Genomic DNA, 16,351 nt, shown 5'->3' with positions numbered 1-16,351 from the left:
CGCATGGGCAGGGGTGTTCCGTGCGGATCCGCAGCGGGGCCGGGTTTGGGGGAATTTGAATGACAGCCTGGGCAAGACTTTCTAACATTCCGATAGCATTGCGTATCTCGGGCGGCTTCGCCCTTCTGCTCGTGCTGCTGGGAGCATTGTCGTTCGTCGCCGACCGGAACGCGGCTGAAACGATCGCCGGTATCGGCAGGCTGCGCTCGGTCAGCGATGCGGCCACCGTGTCGGGGACCTTGTCCATCGACATGGAGAATGCCCGCGGTGCCCTCGCGCAGTATGCGTTGACGGAGACCGACGGCGACCTGACGGCCGCCAATCAAGCGCTTGAGGCGCTTGGCGCCGCCATCGCGAAGCTTGACGCGGAGGTGCTGGATGCGGATACGGCCCTGGTCGATCGCATCGCCAAGGCCGCGGAAGCCCACGACGCCGCGGCCAGGGGAGTGGTCGGCGCGGTGTCCGATCGGCGCATCGGCGTCTCCTCCCTGGTCAAGGCTTCCACCAGCCTGGGCACCACCACGTCCGCGATCATCGGGACGGCGGTTCGGGACGGAAAGTCGGAGGTGACGGAGCTGGCGGTGCGGCTCGATGCGGCGGGGCAGGCGAGCGCCCAGGCGGCGACGCGCTATATCTCGTCGCGCAATCCTGCCGATGTGGGGATCGCCATCAAGGAGGCCGAACGGTTCTCCGAGACGCTGGCAGGCTTCGCGGCCTCGACCGCCGACAGCCGCCGGCTCCAGCGTTTCGCCGCGGCCTTGCCGGCGATCCTGGACGAGTACCGCAAGGCGCTCGACGGCGTCGTCTCGGCGACCGACCAGTTCTCGACGGCTGGCGCCGAGCGGATCCGAGCCGCCGAGGCGCTGGGAGCCGCCGTCGAGCAACTGCGCCAAACCAGCACCGAAGACCAGAACCGGACCTTCTCCGACATGACGGGTGCTGCGGAGCAGGCGCGGGCGTTGGGGCTGGCCGTGGCGGCGGGCGCGCTTCTGATCGGGATCGTCATGGCCTTCCTGATCGCCCGCAGTATCACCCGGCCGATCCGGTCGCTCAGCTCGATCATGGGAGAACTGGCCGGCGACAATCTCTCGGTCCGGGTCGACTTCACCCGTCGAGGCGACGAGATCGGAGGGATGGCGCGGGCCGTCGAGACCTTCAAGGCCAATGCCCTGGAAGTGAGGCGGCTGCAGGAGGAGCAGGAGGAGATCAAACGCCGGAGCGAGGCGGAGCGCAAGGCCGACCTGATGAGGCTGGCCGACGGCTTCGAGGCGAACGTCAAGGGCGTGGTCGATGCCGTGTCGTCCGCCGCGACCGAGATGGAGCGCAGCGCCGGGGTCATGTCGAGGACCGCGGAATCAGCTTCGCACCAAGCGGTCATCGTCGCCGCGGCCTCGGAGCAGGCGACCACCAACGTCAACACCGTCGCGGGCGCGGCGGAGGAGCTGTCGGCTTCGATCCAGGAGATCAGCCGGCAGATGTCCAGCTCGCTGAGGATCACCGCCCAGGCGGTCCAGGACGCCGAGCGGACCGATGCCCTCATGCGCGGCCTGACCGACGCCGCCCGCGAGATCGGCCAGGTGGTCGAACTGATCAACTCGATCGCCGGACAGACCAACCTTCTGGCGCTGAACGCCACGATCGAGGCGGCGCGTGCCGGGGAAGCCGGCAAGGGCTTCACGGTCGTCGCCTCCGAGGTCAAGGCGCTGGCGTCCCAGACCGAGCGCGCTACCGGGGAGATCCAGGCCAAGGTGATCGAGATCCAGCAGGCGACCGGCAACGCCGCGGGCGGCATACAGGGGATCGCGCGGACGATCGCCCAGATCAACGAAATCTCCTCCAGCGTGGCGGCCGCGGTGGAGCAGCAGAACGCGGCCACCGGCGACATCTCGAGAAACGTCCAGCAGGCGGCCGCCGGGACACAGGAGGTGTCGGGGAACATCGCCGGCGTCTCCCAGGCGTCGAACGAGACCGGGGCGGCGGCGGGGCAGGTGCTCAACGCCGCGGGAAGCCTTGCCCAGGAGGCCGAGCGGCTGCGCGGCGAGGTCGCCCGCTTCCTGGCGGATGTCCGCTGCGCCTGAGGCGGCAAGTCTCGGAAGACGCCGAACTGGGGCGAAGGCGCCGGCACGACCTGCCGGCGCCTTTCGCGTCGCCTTCACCGGACATGCCGATAGGCCGCTGACAGAACGGGCGGCGGGGGCTATATCGATGGCGCAGCGCCATAGAGAGTGACCCCATCATGACCAGCTCCGCCGACCAATCCGGTACGACCAAGCCAGCAGAGACGATCGAGGTGCGGCGCAAGCGGCTGACCTTCCGGAGCTGGCATCGCGGCACGCGCGAGGCGGATATCCTGCTGGGCCGTTTCGCCGACCGGCATCTGCCCGCTTTCGACGCCGAGCAGCTGGACCGGTACGAGCGCCTCTTGGAACTGAGCGATCCCGATCTTTATAACTGGATGTCCGCACGCGAGCCGGTCCCGCCGGAGCACGACAACGACGTGATGCGGCTGCTGATCGCGTTCAATTTCAAGACTACCGTCGCTTGACCCCCCTGTTTCGATAAAAGTCCCTTGATAAAGATCAAACTAGATCCCGGCCAACCGTCCCGCCTGCTGATCGCCGGTGCGCCGGAAGGGCAGGATGCCCGAGTCCTCGCCGACATCGCGAAGCGACGCGGTCCCTCCGGGCTGCTGCACGTGGCGCTGGACGACCAGCGGATGGCCCGCCTGGCCGAGGCGGTCGGCTTCTTCGCGCCGGAGATCGAGCTTGTGCAGATCCCGGCCTGGGACTGCCTGCCCTATGACCGCGTGTCGCCCAACGTCGATATCGTCAGCCGCCGGGTCGATGGGCTGACCCGCCTGATCGAGCCCGGCAAGGGGCGGCCGAGGCTGGTCCTGACGACGGTCAACGCGCTGCTCCAGAAGGTGCCGCCGCGCGCGACCTTCGCCCATGCCGCCTTCCGCGCCGGCGTCGGCGACCGCATCGACCTGGACAAGCTTCAGGCCTATCTGGCCCACAATGGCTATACCCGCGCGCAGACAGTGCGCGAGCCCGGCGAGTTCGCGATCCGCGGCGGCATCGTGGACCTGTTCCCGCCCGGCACCGAGGAGCCACTGCGGCTCGACCTGTTCGGCGACGAGCTGGAAGGGGTGCGCGCCTTCGACCCGATGAGCCAGCGGACGACGGAGAAGCGCGACGGCATCGCCCTGAAGCCAATGTCGGAGGTCTTCCTGGACGAGCAGTCGATCGCCCGGTTCCGCTCGGGCTATCGCGAGCTGTTCGGCGCCGTGCTGGACGAGGACCCGCTATACGAGGCGGTCAGCGCCGGGCGCAAGCATGGCGGCATGGAGCACTGGCTGCCGCTGTTCCATTCCGGCATGGAAACGATCCTGGACTACGTACCGGAAGCGGTCGTGACGCTCGATCCGCAGGCGGAAGAGTCCCGCGATTCCCGGTTCGCGCAGATCGCCGACTTCTATCACGCGCGGAAGACGCTTCAGGCGGTGGAGAAGAAGGCCAACAATCCGGTCTACAAGCCGCTGCCGCCCGCGATGCTGTACCTGGACGAGGATGGCTGGAACGCGCTGCTGGGCGCGCGGGCGGTGGGCCAGCTGGTGCCGTTCGCCCTCGCGGAGGGGCAGGCGGGGGTGGACGCCGGTGGGCGGCGCGGCCGGGACTTCGCCGACGCCCGGGCCAAGCCCGACGTCAACGTGTTCGACGCGCTGAAGTCCCATGTGGAAGAACTCCAGAAGCACGACCGGCGCTGCGTCGTCGCCGGCTACAGCCAGGGTGCCCGCGACCGGCTGCTGACCGTGCTGCGCGACCACGGGATCGAGCGGGTCGAAATCTGCGAGAGCTGGGAAGGGGCCAGGCGGCTCGACCGGCGCACCACCGCGCTGATCGTCCTGGGGATCGAGACAGGCTTCGCCGCGCCCGACGTGGCGGTGATCACCGAGCAGGACATCCTGGGCGACCGGCTGGCGCGGCCGACCAAGAAACGTCGGCGCTCGGCCAACTTCATCGCCGAGCTGTCCAGCCTGAGCGAGGGCGACCTGGTCGTCCACGTGGACCACGGAATCGGGCGCTACGACGGCCTGGAGACGCTCCAGGTGACCGGCGCGCCGCACGATTGCCTGCGGCTGATCTACGAGGGCGGTGACAAGCTCTATCTCCCGGTCGAGAACATCGAGCTGCTGTCGCGCTACGGGTCGGAGGACAGCGCCCAGCTGGACAAGCTGGGAGGCGTCGGCTGGCAGGGCCGCAAGGCGCGGGTCAAGAAGCGCCTGAAGGACATGGCCGAGGCCTTGCTGAAGATCGCCGCCGAGCGCGAGCTGCGCCGGGGAACGCCCGTTTCGGCACCGGACGGGATCTATGCCGAGTTCGCGGCGCGGTTCCCATACCCCGAGACGGAAGACCAGCTCCGCGCGATCGAGGAGGTCTTGGAGGATCTTCAGTCCGGTCGCCCGATGGACCGGCTGGTATGCGGCGACGTCGGGTTCGGCAAGACCGAGGTGGCGCTGCGCGCCGCCTTCATCGCCGCCCTGTCCGGCATGCAGGTCGCGGTCGTGGTGCCGACCACGCTTCTGGCCCGCCAGCATTCGCGTACCTTCGAGAAGCGGTTCGCCGGCCTGCCGGTCAGGATCGGGCAGCTCTCCCGCCTGGTGCCGGCGAAGGAACAGAAGCTGGTCAAGGAAGGTCTCGCCGCCGGAACGATCGACATCGTGATCGGGACCCACGCGCTGCTGTCCAAGACCGTGCTGTTCAAGGATCTCGGCATGGTGATCGTGGACGAGGAGCAGCATTTCGGCGTCAAGCAGAAGGAGCGGCTGAAGCAGCTCCGCGCCGACGTCCACGTGCTGACCCTGACCGCGACCCCGATTCCCCGGACGCTCCAGATGGCCCTGGCCGGCGTGCGCGAGCTGAGCCTGATCGCGACGCCGCCGGTGGACCGGCTGGCGGTGCGGACCTTCGTGCTGCCCTACGACCCGGTGGTGATCCGGGAGGCGATCCTGCGCGAGCACTACCGCGGCGGCCAGACCTATTATGTCTGCCCCCGGCTGGAAGACCTGCCGCGGGTCTACGAGCGCCTTCAGGAGCTGGTGCCGGAGGTCAAGGTCGTGATGGCCCACGGCCAGATGGCGGCGACCCAGCTGGAGGAGGTCATGACCGCCTTCGACGACGGCCAGTTCAACGTGCTGCTGGCGACCAACATCGTCGAATCGGGCCTGGACGTGCCCAACGCCAACACGATGATCATCCACCGTTCCGACCTGTTCGGGCTGGCCCAGCTCTACCAGCTGCGCGGCCGGATCGGCCGGTCCAAGGTCCGGGGCTACGCCTACCTGACCTATGCGCCCCGGACCGTGCTGTCCGCCACCGCGACCCAGCGGCTGCACGTGATCGAAACCCTGGACAGCCTGGGCGCGGGATTCCAACTCGCCAGCCACGATATGGACATCCGCGGCGCCGGGAACCTGCTGGGGGAAGAGCAGTCGGGGCATATCAAGGAGGTCGGAGTCGAGCTGTACCAGCACATGCTGGAGGAGGCGGTGGCGACCGCCCGGAGCGGTGCCGGGGCTGCGGCGGACTCGGAGGACACCTGGACCCCGACGATCAACCTGGGCATGCCGGTACTGATCCCGGAAGCCTACATCGCCGACCTGAACGTCCGTCTGGGGCTGTACCGCCGGATCTCCGAACTGGTGGACCGGGGCGAGATCGACAGCTTCGCGGCGGAACTGATCGACCGGTTCGGACCGCTGCCGCCCGAGGTGGAGAACCTGCTGAACGTCATGACGATCAAGCAGCTCTGCCGTACCGCCGGGGTCGAACGGGTCGACGCCGGGCCCAAGGGGGCTGTCCTGTCTTTCCACAACAACAGCTTCGCCCGGCCCGACCAGCTCGTGATCTTCATCGGCAAGCAGGCCGCGACCATGAAGCTGCGGCCTGACCACAAGCTGGTCTTTACCCGTACTTGGGACGACACGGCGACCCGGGTCAAGGGCGTACAGCGGCTGATGCAGGACCTCGCCAAGCTGGCGGCGTGAGGCCGCCCGCCTTACCCCGGCGGGGTGACCTGCTGGGTGACAGTCTCGACCTCCTCCGCCGCGAGGTCGAGCAGAGGCATGAAGGCGGTCGGCTCCTGGGCGCCGGCAAGCGCATAGCGCCTGTTGAAGATGAAGCAGGGAACGGCCTGGATGCCCAGTTGCCGGGCGACGGATTCCGTCGCCCGGATCGCCGCCACGTCCAGGTTGCTCCCCAGGTAGTCGCGGGTGAGGTCCGGGTCGAGACCGGCCTGCGCCGCCTTGGCGAGCAGGACGTCGCGGTCGCCTATGTCCAGGCTCTCGATGAAATAGGCTTGGAACAGGAGGTTGGTCATGACATCGGCGAGGCCGGAGCGGCCGGCAAGCCGGACCAGCCGGTGCGCCGCCAGCGTATTGGGCGTGCGCCGGATGCGGTCGAGCCGGATCGGGATGCCGTCCTTCGCGGCGGTCTCCTCGATCACGCCATAGACCTGCCGCGCCCGCTCGATGCCGCCGAACTTCGCGGCGAGATAGGCGACGCGGTCGATCCCGGCCGGCGCCAAGTCCGGGTTCAGCTCATAGGGCTGCCAGCGGCGCTCCAGCGGGAGCCTGGGGCGCTCCGCGAGCGCGAGCTCCAGCCGGTGCTTGCCGATGTAGCACCACGGACAGATCAGGTCGGAATATATCTCCACTATCATGGTGCTGATTATAGTCTCTTAAGCGTTCCGATTGCGAGGGTGCTTGACCTTTCGGAGTTCAGGTCCAACCATCCGGCTGGGGACCGAGGGAGCCTCCGCCAGTAGAACAAACGAAATGCCCGCTGGTGCTCCCGGCACCGTCGGCATTTGAAAAGAAATCGGCAAAGAAGACCATGAGCAGCACAGACCTTTCCGGCCACATAGCCTTCGTCACCGGCGCGTCCGGCGGACTCGGGCGCCACTTCGCGATCACCCTGGCCCGCGCCGGCGCCAAGGTCGCCCTGGCGGCGCGACGTCCGGACGCCTTGAAATCGGTCGCCCAGGAGATCGAGGGCTTCGACGGGCGGGCCATCGCCGTACCCCTGGACGTCACCGACGCGGCATCGGTGCGCGCCGCGGTGGAAGCGGCCGAAACCGAACTGGGGCCGATCACCGTGCTGGTGAACAATTCCGGCGTGACCGAGACGGTCGCGGCGCTCGACCAGGACGAGGAGTCCTGGGACCGCGTGATCGACACCAACCTGAAGGGCGCCTGGCTGGTCGCGACCGAGGTGGCGCGGCACATGGTAAGGCTCGGCCACGGCGGCAGCATCATCAACATCGCGTCTATCCTGGGGCTGCGCCAGGGCGGTCAGGTGACCGCCTATGCGACGTCCAAGGCGGCGCTGGTCCAATTGACCAAGCAGCTGGCCCTGGAACTGGCGCGCTACCAGATCCGTGTCAACGCGCTGGCGCCCGGCTATATCGAGACCGACATAAACCGCGATTTCTTCGGCACCGACGCCGGCAAGGCCCTGATCCGGCGGATCCCGCAGCGGCGGCTCGGCCAGGCGTCGGACCTGGATGGGCCGCTGCTGCTGCTGGCTTCCGACGGCAGCCGCTACATGACCGGCAGCGTGCTTGCGGTCGACGGCGGTCATCTGGTCGGATCGCTCTAAGAATTTCACTAACTGTTCTGGTGAACCTCCATGGATTTCACGCTCCCCCCCGAGGTCGAGGATTATCGGCTCCGCGTGCGCGACTTCGTCGCCCAGCGCATCCTGCCGGTCGAAGCCGATCCGGCGAACTACGATGAGCACGAGAACATCGCCGACGCTCCCCTCGCCAGCCTGCGCGCCCAGGCGAAGGAGGCCGGGCTGTGGGCGCCGCAGATGCCCAAGTCGCGCGGCGGGCTGGGCCTAGGCGTCGTCGGCATGGCGGCACTGTACGAGGAGATGGGCCGGTCGATCTTCGGCCCGGTGGCGTTCAACGCAGCCGCTCCCGACGACGGCAACATGATCGTGCTGGAGAAAGTCGCCACGGAGGCCCAGAAGGAGCGCTGGCTCCAGCCGATCGTCGATGGCAAGGTCCGTTCCGCCTTCGCAATGACCGAGCCCATGCCGGGGGCCGGCTCCGATCCCTCGGCGATGAGGACCCGGGCCGAGTGGCGCGGCGATCGCTGGGTCGTCAACGGCCACAAATGGTACATCACCGGGGCGGGCGTCGCCCGGCACTTCATCCTGATCGCCCGGACTTCGGACGATTCCCGGAAGGGACTGAGTGCCTTCCTGTTCGATGCCGACCAGCCCGGCTGGGAGATCATCCGCCGCATCCCGATCATGGGGCCGGAGGAGCATGGCGGCCATTGCGAGCTGCGCTTCGACGGGCTGGAGATCGCGCCGGAGAACGTGCTGATGAATATCGGCGACGGGCTGAAGCTGACCCAGATCCGGCTCGGCACCGCCCGCCTGACCCACTGCATGCGCTGGCTCGGCATGGCCAAGCGCGCGACCGAGATCGCGGCGGCCTATGTCCGGGAGCGCGACAGCTTCGGCTCCAAGCTGCACCAGCACGAGGGCGTTCAGTGGCTGATGGGCGAGGCGGCCATGGCGATCGAGGTGGGCCGCCTGCTGACCATGCGGGCCGCGTGGAAGCTCGACCAGGGCGATTTCGCCCGGAAGGAGGTTTCCATGGCCAAGATCCAGGTCAGCGAGACCCTGCACAAGGCGGTCGACACGGCAATCCAGTTGTGCGGGGCCAAGGGCTATTCCAAGGACACCCCGCTGGAGTGGATGTACCGCTATGCCCGGCAGGCCCGGCTGGTGGACGGGGCTTCGGAGGTTCACAAGATGGTGCTCAGCCGGTTCTACATGGACGAGGGCATGGATTTCTGGGGGTGGCGGTGACGCTTTATTAACCGCGTCGCGAAAGACTATGGCTCGGAGTTCCGATCCGGTGGCGAGCCATGTCCGACAGCTACACCAATGCCAAGGTCCGGGAGGCCCTGGTCGCCTCGCAAGGGAGCCGCGCCCGCGCCCAGGATATCCTGCTGGGCTGGGCCCAGGCCGACGACCGGCTGCTGCGAGGTCTGGTCACGCCCTATCTCAAGGGTATCGTGACCGGAACGGTCGAGCGGGTCACCCGCGCGGGATCCGGCTCGGCGGCGATGTCCACTCCGGCGCCGGCAGTCCCGAAATCCTCGGTTCCGAAGCCCACGGTCCAGAAACCTGCGGGCCGGCCGTCGGCGCCGCGCCAGCTGTCGCCGGAGGCGCTGGACAAGGCCCTGTCCATGATGGGGCAGGGCGTACCGCCGCGTCCGGCCGCCGCACCACCTCCCCGATCGGCGGGCGCGCTGAAGCTGGGGACGACCAACCCGGTTCCGCCGACCAAGGCCGGCGCCAAACACCAGCAGACCATGCGGGCGCTCGCCGCGCTCTACGCGCGCAAGCACCAGAACTGAAGCCGTCCGTCGCGGGCCGAGCCTATTCCGGTTTCCGCTCCGATTTGCGGGGCCAAGCCGGACTGATGCCGACCAGGGTTTCCTTGTTGCCGTAGGGCTCCGGCCTCGTGTGGCACTCGACCTGGGCGAGGGTCCGGTAGCAGTAGAGTTCGGGTTCGGCGCGGGTGACAACCTCGGGGTTGGGGCGGCAGTAATGGCGTGTCCGCTCGTAGTTCACCAGGCTGCAATCCTCGTCCATTATATACGAGGCGGCATGGTCGGTGATCGTCTTGCCGGTATTGACCAGCAGCACGGCCGAAGCGCCCGTGGTGGCCATGCCGACCGGGCCTTCGAGGAGAGAGCAGCCGGCGAGCAGGCCGGCCGCGGCCAGAGGCGCGAGGACTCGGGGCGCCGCTCCGGCAACGCGGTACCGTTTCATCGCAGCAGCACGCATTGGTGCACCCGGCACTGGACGAGAACGAAGGCGTCCTTGGACTTTCCGCCGGTGCAGGACACCTTGAAGACCGTTTCCCCTGCGCCGCCGACGATCTGGCGCAGCGGCTCGATCTTGCCCGGCTTGCAGTTTGCGGCGAGTGCTACGGAGCGCGCCTCGGCCTGGCTCGCCGCCGCTGGGAGTGCCGGCGCAAGTACCGCCGCGGCTCCCGCAAGGGCCGCCAAACCCAGGGCCGGCACCCGGCCTATCCGTCTTCCCGTCGCGTATCTCATGCCATGTGATAGAACAGGTCCGGTTAAGCATTCGAAAAGAAGGGTCGGAACGTGCTCCACATCTATGTCGATGCCGACGCCTGTCCGGTGAAGGACGAGGTCTACCGGGTCGCCGAACGGTACCGGCTCAAGGTCACGCTGGTGGCAAACAGCCCGTTCCGGGTGCCGTTCGACGAGCGGATCAGGCTGGTGGTCGTCGGTGGCGCCTTCGACGCCGCGGACGACTGGATCGTAGAGAATGCCGGCGAAGGCGATATCGTCGTCACCGCCGACATCCCGCTGGCTTCCCGCTGCCTGAAGAACGGCGCGCGGGTGATCGGATCGACCGGCAAGCCCTTCACCGACGCCACCATTGGGCAGGCTTTGGCCGGACGCGAGCTGAGCCAGCATCTCCGCGAGAGCGGGCTGATCTCCGGCGGGCCGGCGCCGCTGGGAAAACAGGACCGTTCGCGCTTTCTCCAGCAGCTCGACCAGGACATCCAGGCGATCCGGAGAAGCGTTGGGATCAAGTGAAACCATGGGGTCGATTTTCCGTGAATTTCCCCTTGCGGACCCGGAATCCGGCTGCTAGAAACCGTCTCACTGATCCCGGTTAGCTCAGTTGGTAGAGCAGTGGACTGTTAATCCGCCTGTCGCTGGTTCGAGTCCAGCACCGGGAGCCAAGTTCTAGAGGGTAACCCTTCGGCAACGCCGCAGCACATGCTGCGGCGTTGTTTCGTTTCAGGGCTAGGTTTGAGGGACTCCGTCAGGGAGCGTTGTACCAGACCTTGCCGAAAGTCGAGATATCGTAGCCGAGCAGATCCCGGGCTTTTCCGATTGCATCGTCCGTGCGGGCGAAGGCCAGGAGCGCCTGCATTTCGGGTTCGAAATAATCCCGTCGGCGCATCACGAGGTCGTAGCGCTCCCGGTGCAGCGGCACGAAATCCAGCCGGAGCTGCCGTGCCACGGCACGGACCGCCACGCCGGTGTCGGCACGACCGTCGAGAATGGCGAGGCCGACCTCCAGCTCGCTCCGCGCGGGGTGCTCTGCGACTGCTAGGTCGTTCCATCCGATTCCGGCGCGCTCCAGCAGATGGTCCATCAGCACCCGGGCGCCCGATGCGGGCGGACGTGCCGCGACGCGGGGCTTCCCGGCGGCGAGATCCTCGATCCTCGACAAGCCGAGCGGGTTTCCCGAAGCGACCACCAAGCCCTGCTCCCGCCATGCCCACTCGATCGCCACCACATCGAGATCGCCAAGCGCGCGCCGGATCGCGGACACATTGTAATCGCCATCATCGGGGGAGAGGATATGGATGCCGCATGCGGCCGCCTGACCGGCCGCCAGCCGCTCCAGCCCGTCCAAGCTGCCGCCGGTCAGCAGCGCCAGGCCGCACCCCGACGTGGAGACGCACCATTCGAGCAAGGGATCATGGCTTCCGGCGATCACGCGGGGCGCGGCCATGGCGGCGGGAGCAGGGCGTTCGGCCGCGGGCGGCTCGCCCAGCTTCAGCCACTGGTCGATCTGCGCCCTGGGGAAAAGCCATTTGCCGCCGACGCGGGTGCAGGGGATGGCGGCCTGGCGGACCAGATCATAGATCTTGCGTTCCTTGATCCGGAGATAGGCAGCCACCTCCTGGGTATTCATCAGGTCGGACATTCCCGGACCTCTTTCGCATCGGGCCTGCGCTCTTGGACGCGGTCGCGCCGTTCGACACTATATCCACCGCGCAGGCCGATGCCAGGAATGTCCTGCCGTCGTCAGCTTCCCGACTTGTCGGCGTTGGGAAAGAAGAGCTGCTCGCCGCCGATCTTGTATCCGGCGATGGCCTTCTGCCCCTCGGCCGAGGTGAGCCAATCGACGAAGCTGGCGCCGTCCTCGGCCTTTACATGCGGATGTTTTTCCGGATTGACCAGCATGACCCCGTACTGGTTGAACAGGCGCTTGTCCCCTTCAAGCAGGATGGTCAGGTTGCCTCGGTTCTTGAAGTTCAGCCAGGTGCCACGGTCGGTCAGGGAATAGGCGTCCATCGCGGCGCTGGTGTTCAGCGTCGGCCCCATGCCTGAACCCGTAGACCGGTACCAGCCGGTCGCTGCCGAGGCGGTGTCCACGCCGGCCACCTGCCAAAGCCGCTGTTCGGCCTTGTGGGTCCCGCTGTCGTCACCGCGGGAGGCGAACGGGGCCTTCACCGCGGCGATCTTCTTGAGAGCCGATGAAATATCCTTCATGCCCTTGATCCCGGCCGGGTCGGAGTTGGGGCCGACGATCACGAAGTCGTTGTACATCACGTCGTGGCGCTTCCTGGCGAAACCGTCGGCGACGAACTTTTCCTCAGATTTGGTGTCATGGACGAAAACGACGTCGGCGTCGCCGCGGCGGCCGGTCTCCAGCGCTTGGCCGGTGCCTTGGGCCACGACGCGGACGTCGATGCCGGTCTTCGCCTTGAAGAGCGGCAGGATGTGGCCGAACAGGCCGGACTGCTCGGTCGAGGTAGTCGATGCGACCGTGATGAACCGGTCCTGCGCCAGGGCGGGCAGGCCGAAGGTCGCGCACAGGCCCGCAGCCATCAGGGCGCCGAACAGGCGCCGCCGCGTCAGGGTGGTCAGCATAGGAGGTCTCCTCTCAGGAAGGCTGCGGCTTCTTGGGTCCGCGGTTGGTCGAAGAATGATGCCGCCGGCGTTTGCTCGATCACCCGGCCGCGATTGATGAAGATGATCTCCTGCGCGAGTCGGCGCGCCTGCCCGAGGTCGTGGGTGGTCATGACGATCTTGATGCCGTCACGCACGAACTCCCCGATCATCGACTCGACGGCTCGGGTCGCCGTCGGATCCAGGTTGGCGGTCGGCTCGTCCAGGAACAGCACTTCGGGTTTCAGGGACCACGCGCGCGCCAATGCAAGCCTCTGCTGCTCGCCGCCCGACAGGACGCGGGCCGGCCGGTCCGCCAGCGCACCCAAGCCGAATCGGTCGAGTGCTGCGCGGGCCGCCTCGCGGCGGGCCTTGTACCGATGCCCGGCGAGGGCAAGCGCATGGACGAGATTCCCGAACGCGGATCGTCGCAGCATCACCGGCCGCTGGAACACCATGGCGTCCCGCCTGCGCCCGGGCGAGGCGCCGGGTCCCAACCAATCCACAGTGCCGGCGGTCGGGCGGATCAGGCCATGGCAGAGACGCAACGTGAGGCTCTTGCCGGCACCGTTCGGACCGAGGACGGCCGTGGGAGCGCGCCCTTCCAGAATAAGGTCCATCCCCGGGATCAGCGTCGTTCCCCCGACCGCATAGCGGACGCCTTCGAGGCGAAGCGGCAGGCTGGTGGGTTCGTCGCGCATCCGGCTTCCTGGAATTGACGGGTCGCAGGAGACGGTGACCGGCTGCACGTCCTCCTGCATCGAGTGCAAGAACATGCATAAACCTGCACGAATTCCACGCTGAGTGCAACGATGCGGAATTCAGGCCGAGTTCGGCACGGTATTCCGGAACTTCTCCGGGCCGTTCCATTAATGGTCAAAATCTGGGCAGGGCAGTATGGCCGGCCACCTTGGGTGTGCCGTTCGCGGCCGGCGCGGTGATGCTGCCGCTGGGCGGAACTGGGGCATGCACCCTCGACACGGACAAAAAAGAACGGGGCGGCGGATAAACCGCCGCCCCGCCTTCCGGTCGGAACCTGAACTTCGAACCGGTCCGATCAGACCGAGTAGTACATCTTGTACTCGATCGGGTGCGGCGAGGTCTCGAAGGCCATCTGCTCTTCGCGCTTCAGCTCGATGTAGGCCGCGATCATGTCCGGGGCGAAGACGTCGCCCTTGGTCAGGAACTCGTGGTCGGCTTCCAGGCTGTCGAGCGCCTGACGGAGCGAGCCGCACACGGTCGGGACCGCGGCCAGCTCTTCCGGGGGCAGGTCGTACAGGTTCTTGTCCATCGCGTCGCCGGGATGGATCTTGTTCTGGATGCCGTCCAGGCCGGCCATCAGCATGGCGGCGAAGGCCAGGTACGGATTGGCCGACGGATCGGGGAACCGGACCTCGACGCGCTTGCCCTTTGGGCTCGCGACGTAGGGGATGCGGCAGGACGCCGAGCGGTTGCGGGCCGAGTAGGCCAGCAGCACCGGAGCCTCGTAGCCCGGGACCAGACGCTTGTAGCTGTTGGTCGACGGGTTGGTGAAGGCGTTCAGCGCGCGGGCATGCTTGATGATGCCGCCGATGTAATACAGCGCCAGGTCGGACAGGTCGGCGTAGCCGGAGCCGGCGAAGATCGGCTGGCCGTCCTTCCAGATCGACTGGTGGCAGTGCATGCCCGAGCCGTTGTCACCGTAGACCGGCTTCGGCATGAACGTGGCGGTCTTGCCGTAGGCTGCGGCGACGTTGTGCACGACATACTTGAACTGCTGCATGTTGTCGGCGGTCTTGACCAGCGTGTCGAACTTGATGCCGAGCTCGTGCTGGGAAGCGGCCACCTCGTGGTGGTGCTTCTCGATGTCGACGCCCATCTCGCCCAGCACTGTCAGCATCTCGGCGCGCAGGTCCTGCCCCGAGTCGACCGGCGGAACCGGGAAGTAGCCGCCCTTGACGGTCGGCCGGTGGCCCAGGTTGCCGTCCGGCAGTTCCTTGCCGGTGATGTACGGGCCTTCCTCGCTGTCGATCTTGTAGAAGCACTGGTTCATCGAGACTTCGTAGCGGACGTCGTCGAACACGAAGAACTCGGCTTCCGGACCGAAATAGGCGGTGTCGCCGATGCCGGCCGCTTCCATGTGCGCCTGGGCCGCCTTGGCGATCGAGCGCGGGTCGCGGTTGTAGGGCTGGCCGCTGGAGGGCTCGTACACGTCGCAGAAGATGTTCAGCATCGGCTGCGCGGCGAACGGGTCCATCACCGCGGTCGCTGCGTCCGGCATCAGCGTCATGTCGGACTCGTTGATCGCCTTCCAGCCCGCAATCGATGAACCGTCGAACATGATGCCGTCGGTGAAGGCCTCTTCGTTCATCGTGGAGACGTGCTGCGCGGTGTGCTGCAGCTTGCCGCGCGGGTCGGTGAAGCGAAGGTCGACGTACTTGACGTCGTGTTCCTTGATCAGGTCGAAGACCTTGCTGATGTCAGACATGCCTCGGGATCCGTTTCTATGGTTGACGCTGGTTCGCTCCCGCCGAGGAAGGCACGGAGAAACCGATTTTGGTGACGCGCGCGGGCGTTGTTATGTCACGACCTTTCCGGACGCACAATCCACAGCTTGTCCGCCGTCGGAATTGCGGCAACGTGGCTGTCCGGCCGGCTTCGCCCGCGATCTTATGGAGCCGAACGCGCGGCCTGATCCGGCCGGCGCCAAGGTCTTATCCGGGACCGGCCGCCGCGGCTTTCCGCACTGCGCGCGAAACGCCGGGAGCCGTCCGAATGGGGTGAAGCGGTCAGGGGCCGTCGAGGCACGTCAGACGGCGTCGCTTCCCTTCTCGCCGGTGCGAATCCGGACGACTTCCTCGACCGGAGTCACGAAGATCTTGCCGTCGCCGATGCGGCCGGTGTGGGCAGCCGTCTGGATGGCCTCGATGGCGCGGTCGACCAGACTGTCGTCCATCACCACCTCGATCTTCACCTTCGGCAGGAAGTCCACGACGTATTCCGCGCCACGGTACAGTTCCGTATGACCCTTCTGCCGCCCGAAGCCCTTGGCTTCGGTGACGGTAATGCCCTTGATGCCGACCTCGTGAAGGGCTTCCTTCACTTCGTCGAGCTTGAACGGCTTAATGATGGCTTCGATTTTTTTCATGATGCTGATCAACGACTCCCCGTGGATGGCGGCGCGCCACCGAGCGGTGCTCATCATCCCGTAAAGCACGAGGCATGCCAACGCCCTATTGCCTTGCCGGAACGAGGGGGCCGGCCTTTCTTCTGCCGCCCTTGCCCTTATACCCGGCACGGATATGATGAACCGGTGTGCAAACTGCCTAAACAGTATGCGAATTGACATGTTGCGCCGGCGCGGCGCGCTGCCGCCGTTGGAGGTCGATTTCGTCCCTTGACGCGGCTTCGGTGATTTGGCATAGACACGGCCCCAACGGTGGCGGCGGTAGCTCAGTTGGTAGAGCCCTCGGTTGTGGTCCGAGTGGTCGTGGGTTCGAGTCCCATCCGTCGCCCCATCCCTTCCGGTAAGAACTCTCAATAACAAACGACGTCGGCGCATCCTGCGGCCCCTCTGGGGTGCGCGGGCTGATATGCTGTGACCGGTGCCGTTTCGCCGGC

The 16,351-nt window shown here is 66.9% G+C and carries 15 protein-coding genes and 2 tRNA genes; 9 read left to right on the top strand and 8 right to left on the bottom strand.

Annotation, left to right across the window (positions count from 1 at the left end):
- The first annotated feature begins 98 nt into the window (after positions 1-98).
- The 3 genes from JL100_RS14760 to mfd all read left to right on the top strand — a co-directional run bounded on the left by JL100_RS14760 (position 99) and on the right by mfd (position 6,046).
- Entirely contained in the window at positions 99-2,078 is a 1,980-nt protein-coding gene (locus JL100_RS14760; RefSeq protein ID WP_228420717.1) for a methyl-accepting chemotaxis protein, read from the top strand.
- A 158-nt stretch (positions 2,079-2,236) separates the two neighbouring features.
- The gene (locus JL100_RS14755) at positions 2,237-2,545 is read left to right on the top strand and encodes an FAD assembly factor SdhE (RefSeq protein ID WP_202680434.1); all 309 of its coding nucleotides are present in this window, start codon (positions 2,237-2,239) and stop codon (positions 2,543-2,545) included.
- 24 nt (positions 2,546-2,569) lie between these two features.
- Positions 2,570-6,046 carry a transcription-repair coupling factor gene (gene mfd / locus JL100_RS14750; RefSeq protein ID WP_202680433.1) on the top strand — a complete coding sequence of 1,159 codons (3,477 nt, stop codon included), beginning with the start codon at positions 2,570-2,572 and terminating at the stop codon, positions 6,044-6,046.
- Positions 6,047-6,057: 11 nt separating this feature from the next.
- On the opposite strand, the gene JL100_RS14745 is transcribed toward mfd, so the two are convergent.
- Entirely contained in the window at positions 6,058-6,720 is a 663-nt protein-coding gene (locus tag JL100_RS14745; RefSeq protein ID WP_202680432.1) for a DsbA family oxidoreductase, read from the bottom strand.
- Between the two features lie 173 nt (positions 6,721-6,893).
- On the opposite strand from JL100_RS14745, the gene JL100_RS14740 reads away from it, so the two are divergent.
- Genes JL100_RS14740 through JL100_RS14730 form a run of 3 tightly spaced genes read left to right on the top strand, consistent with a single transcriptional unit; the run spans position 6,894 to position 9,439 of the window.
- Positions 6,894-7,658, top strand: coding sequence for an SDR family NAD(P)-dependent oxidoreductase (locus JL100_RS14740; protein WP_202680431.1), 765 nt, complete (start codon positions 6,894-6,896; stop codon positions 7,656-7,658).
- A 30-nt stretch (positions 7,659-7,688) separates the two neighbouring features.
- Positions 7,689-8,885 carry an acyl-CoA dehydrogenase family protein gene (locus JL100_RS14735; protein WP_202680430.1) on the top strand — a complete coding sequence of 399 codons (1,197 nt, stop codon included), beginning with the start codon at positions 7,689-7,691 and terminating at the stop codon, positions 8,883-8,885.
- A 59-nt stretch (positions 8,886-8,944) separates the two neighbouring features.
- On the top strand, positions 8,945-9,439 hold the full coding sequence (locus JL100_RS14730; protein ID WP_202680429.1) for a hypothetical protein: 495 nt from the start codon (positions 8,945-8,947) through the stop codon (positions 9,437-9,439).
- 22 nt (positions 9,440-9,461) lie between these two features.
- On the opposite strand, the gene JL100_RS14725 is transcribed toward JL100_RS14730, so the two are convergent.
- Both JL100_RS14725 and JL100_RS14720 read right to left on the bottom strand, forming a co-directional pair.
- Complete coding sequence (locus JL100_RS14725; protein ID WP_202680428.1) at positions 9,462-9,857, bottom strand: hypothetical protein; 396 nt, start codon at positions 9,855-9,857, stop codon at positions 9,462-9,464.
- Positions 9,854-10,111 carry a hypothetical protein gene (locus JL100_RS14720; RefSeq protein ID WP_228421279.1) on the bottom strand — a complete coding sequence of 86 codons (258 nt, stop codon included), beginning with the start codon at positions 10,109-10,111 and terminating at the stop codon, positions 9,854-9,856. Before JL100_RS14720 ends, JL100_RS14725 begins: the two co-directional genes overlap by 4 nt.
- An 84-nt stretch (positions 10,112-10,195) precedes the next feature.
- On the opposite strand from JL100_RS14720, the gene JL100_RS14715 reads away from it, so the two are divergent.
- Both JL100_RS14715 and JL100_RS14710 read left to right on the top strand, forming a co-directional pair.
- A complete protein-coding gene (locus tag JL100_RS14715; RefSeq protein ID WP_202680426.1) occupies positions 10,196-10,657 on the top strand; it encodes a YaiI/YqxD family protein in 462 nt (153 codons plus the stop codon).
- A gap of 73 nt (positions 10,658-10,730) precedes the next feature.
- Positions 10,731-10,806: transfer RNA gene (locus JL100_RS14710), tRNA-Asn, on the top strand.
- An 83-nt stretch (positions 10,807-10,889) separates the two neighbouring features.
- Here the strand turns inward: JL100_RS14710 and JL100_RS14705 are convergent.
- The 5 genes from JL100_RS14705 to JL100_RS14685 form a co-directional block, all read right to left on the bottom strand.
- Entirely contained in the window at positions 10,890-11,783 is an 894-nt protein-coding gene (locus JL100_RS14705) for a helix-turn-helix transcriptional regulator (RefSeq protein ID WP_202680425.1), read from the bottom strand.
- A 101-nt stretch (positions 11,784-11,884) separates the two neighbouring features.
- Positions 11,885-12,733 carry a substrate-binding domain-containing protein gene (locus JL100_RS14700; RefSeq protein ID WP_407697000.1) on the bottom strand — a complete coding sequence of 283 codons (849 nt, stop codon included), beginning with the start codon at positions 12,731-12,733 and terminating at the stop codon, positions 11,885-11,887.
- On the bottom strand, positions 12,727-13,452 hold the full coding sequence (locus JL100_RS14695) for an ATP-binding cassette domain-containing protein (RefSeq protein ID WP_202680424.1): 726 nt from the start codon (positions 13,450-13,452) through the stop codon (positions 12,727-12,729). Before JL100_RS14695 ends, JL100_RS14700 begins: the two co-directional genes overlap by 7 nt.
- Positions 13,453-13,808: 356 nt before the next feature.
- Positions 13,809-15,218, bottom strand: a complete 1,410-nt coding sequence (glnA, locus tag JL100_RS14690; protein WP_202680423.1) for a type I glutamate--ammonia ligase — start codon at positions 15,216-15,218, stop codon at positions 13,809-13,811.
- A 321-nt stretch (positions 15,219-15,539) separates the two neighbouring features.
- Complete coding sequence (locus tag JL100_RS14685; protein WP_192498946.1) at positions 15,540-15,935, bottom strand: P-II family nitrogen regulator; 396 nt, start codon at positions 15,933-15,935, stop codon at positions 15,540-15,542.
- 237 nt (positions 15,936-16,172) lie between these two features.
- Here JL100_RS14685 and JL100_RS14680 point away from each other — a divergent pair.
- Positions 16,173-16,248 (top strand) — tRNA-His (locus tag JL100_RS14680).
- Positions 16,249-16,351: the final 103 nt, after the last annotated feature.

Source organism: Skermanella mucosa, assembly GCF_016765655.2.
GTDB lineage: Bacteria > Pseudomonadota > Alphaproteobacteria > Azospirillales > Azospirillaceae > Skermanella > Skermanella mucosa.
The sequence above is the reverse complement of the archived record's forward strand: the minus strand, read 5'-3'. Positions and strand labels throughout refer to the sequence as shown.

Bases quoted from the DNA above. Each gene is read 5' to 3' on its own strand.
- JL100_RS14745 (WP_202680432.1), bottom strand. From the start codon at position 6,720: ATGATAGTGGAGATATATTCCGACCTGATCTGTCCGTGGTGCTACATC.
- JL100_RS14740 (WP_202680431.1), top strand. From the start codon at position 6,894: ATGAGCAGCACAGACCTTTCCGGCCACATAGCCTTCGTCACCGGCGCG.
- glnA (WP_202680423.1), bottom strand. From the start codon at position 15,218: ATGTCTGACATCAGCAAGGTCTTCGACCTGATCAAGGAACACGACGTC.
- JL100_RS14705 (WP_202680425.1), bottom strand. From the start codon at position 11,783: ATGTCCGACCTGATGAATACCCAGGAGGTGGCTGCCTATCTCCGGATC.
- JL100_RS14700 (WP_407697000.1), bottom strand. From the start codon at position 12,733: ATGCTGACCACCCTGACGCGGCGGCGCCTGTTCGGCGCCCTGATGGCT.
- JL100_RS14730 (WP_202680429.1), top strand. From the start codon at position 8,945: ATGTCCGACAGCTACACCAATGCCAAGGTCCGGGAGGCCCTGGTCGCC.
- JL100_RS14735 (WP_202680430.1), top strand. From the start codon at position 7,689: ATGGATTTCACGCTCCCCCCCGAGGTCGAGGATTATCGGCTCCGCGTG.
- JL100_RS14725 (WP_202680428.1), bottom strand. From the start codon at position 9,857: ATGAAACGGTACCGCGTTGCCGGAGCGGCGCCCCGAGTCCTCGCGCCT.
- JL100_RS14695 (WP_202680424.1), bottom strand. From the start codon at position 13,452: ATGCGCGACGAACCCACCAGCCTGCCGCTTCGCCTCGAAGGCGTCCGC.
- JL100_RS14685 (WP_192498946.1), bottom strand. From the start codon at position 15,935: ATGATGAGCACCGCTCGGTGGCGCGCCGCCATCCACGGGGAGTCGTTG.
- JL100_RS14755 (WP_202680434.1), top strand. From the start codon at position 2,237: ATGACCAGCTCCGCCGACCAATCCGGTACGACCAAGCCAGCAGAGACG.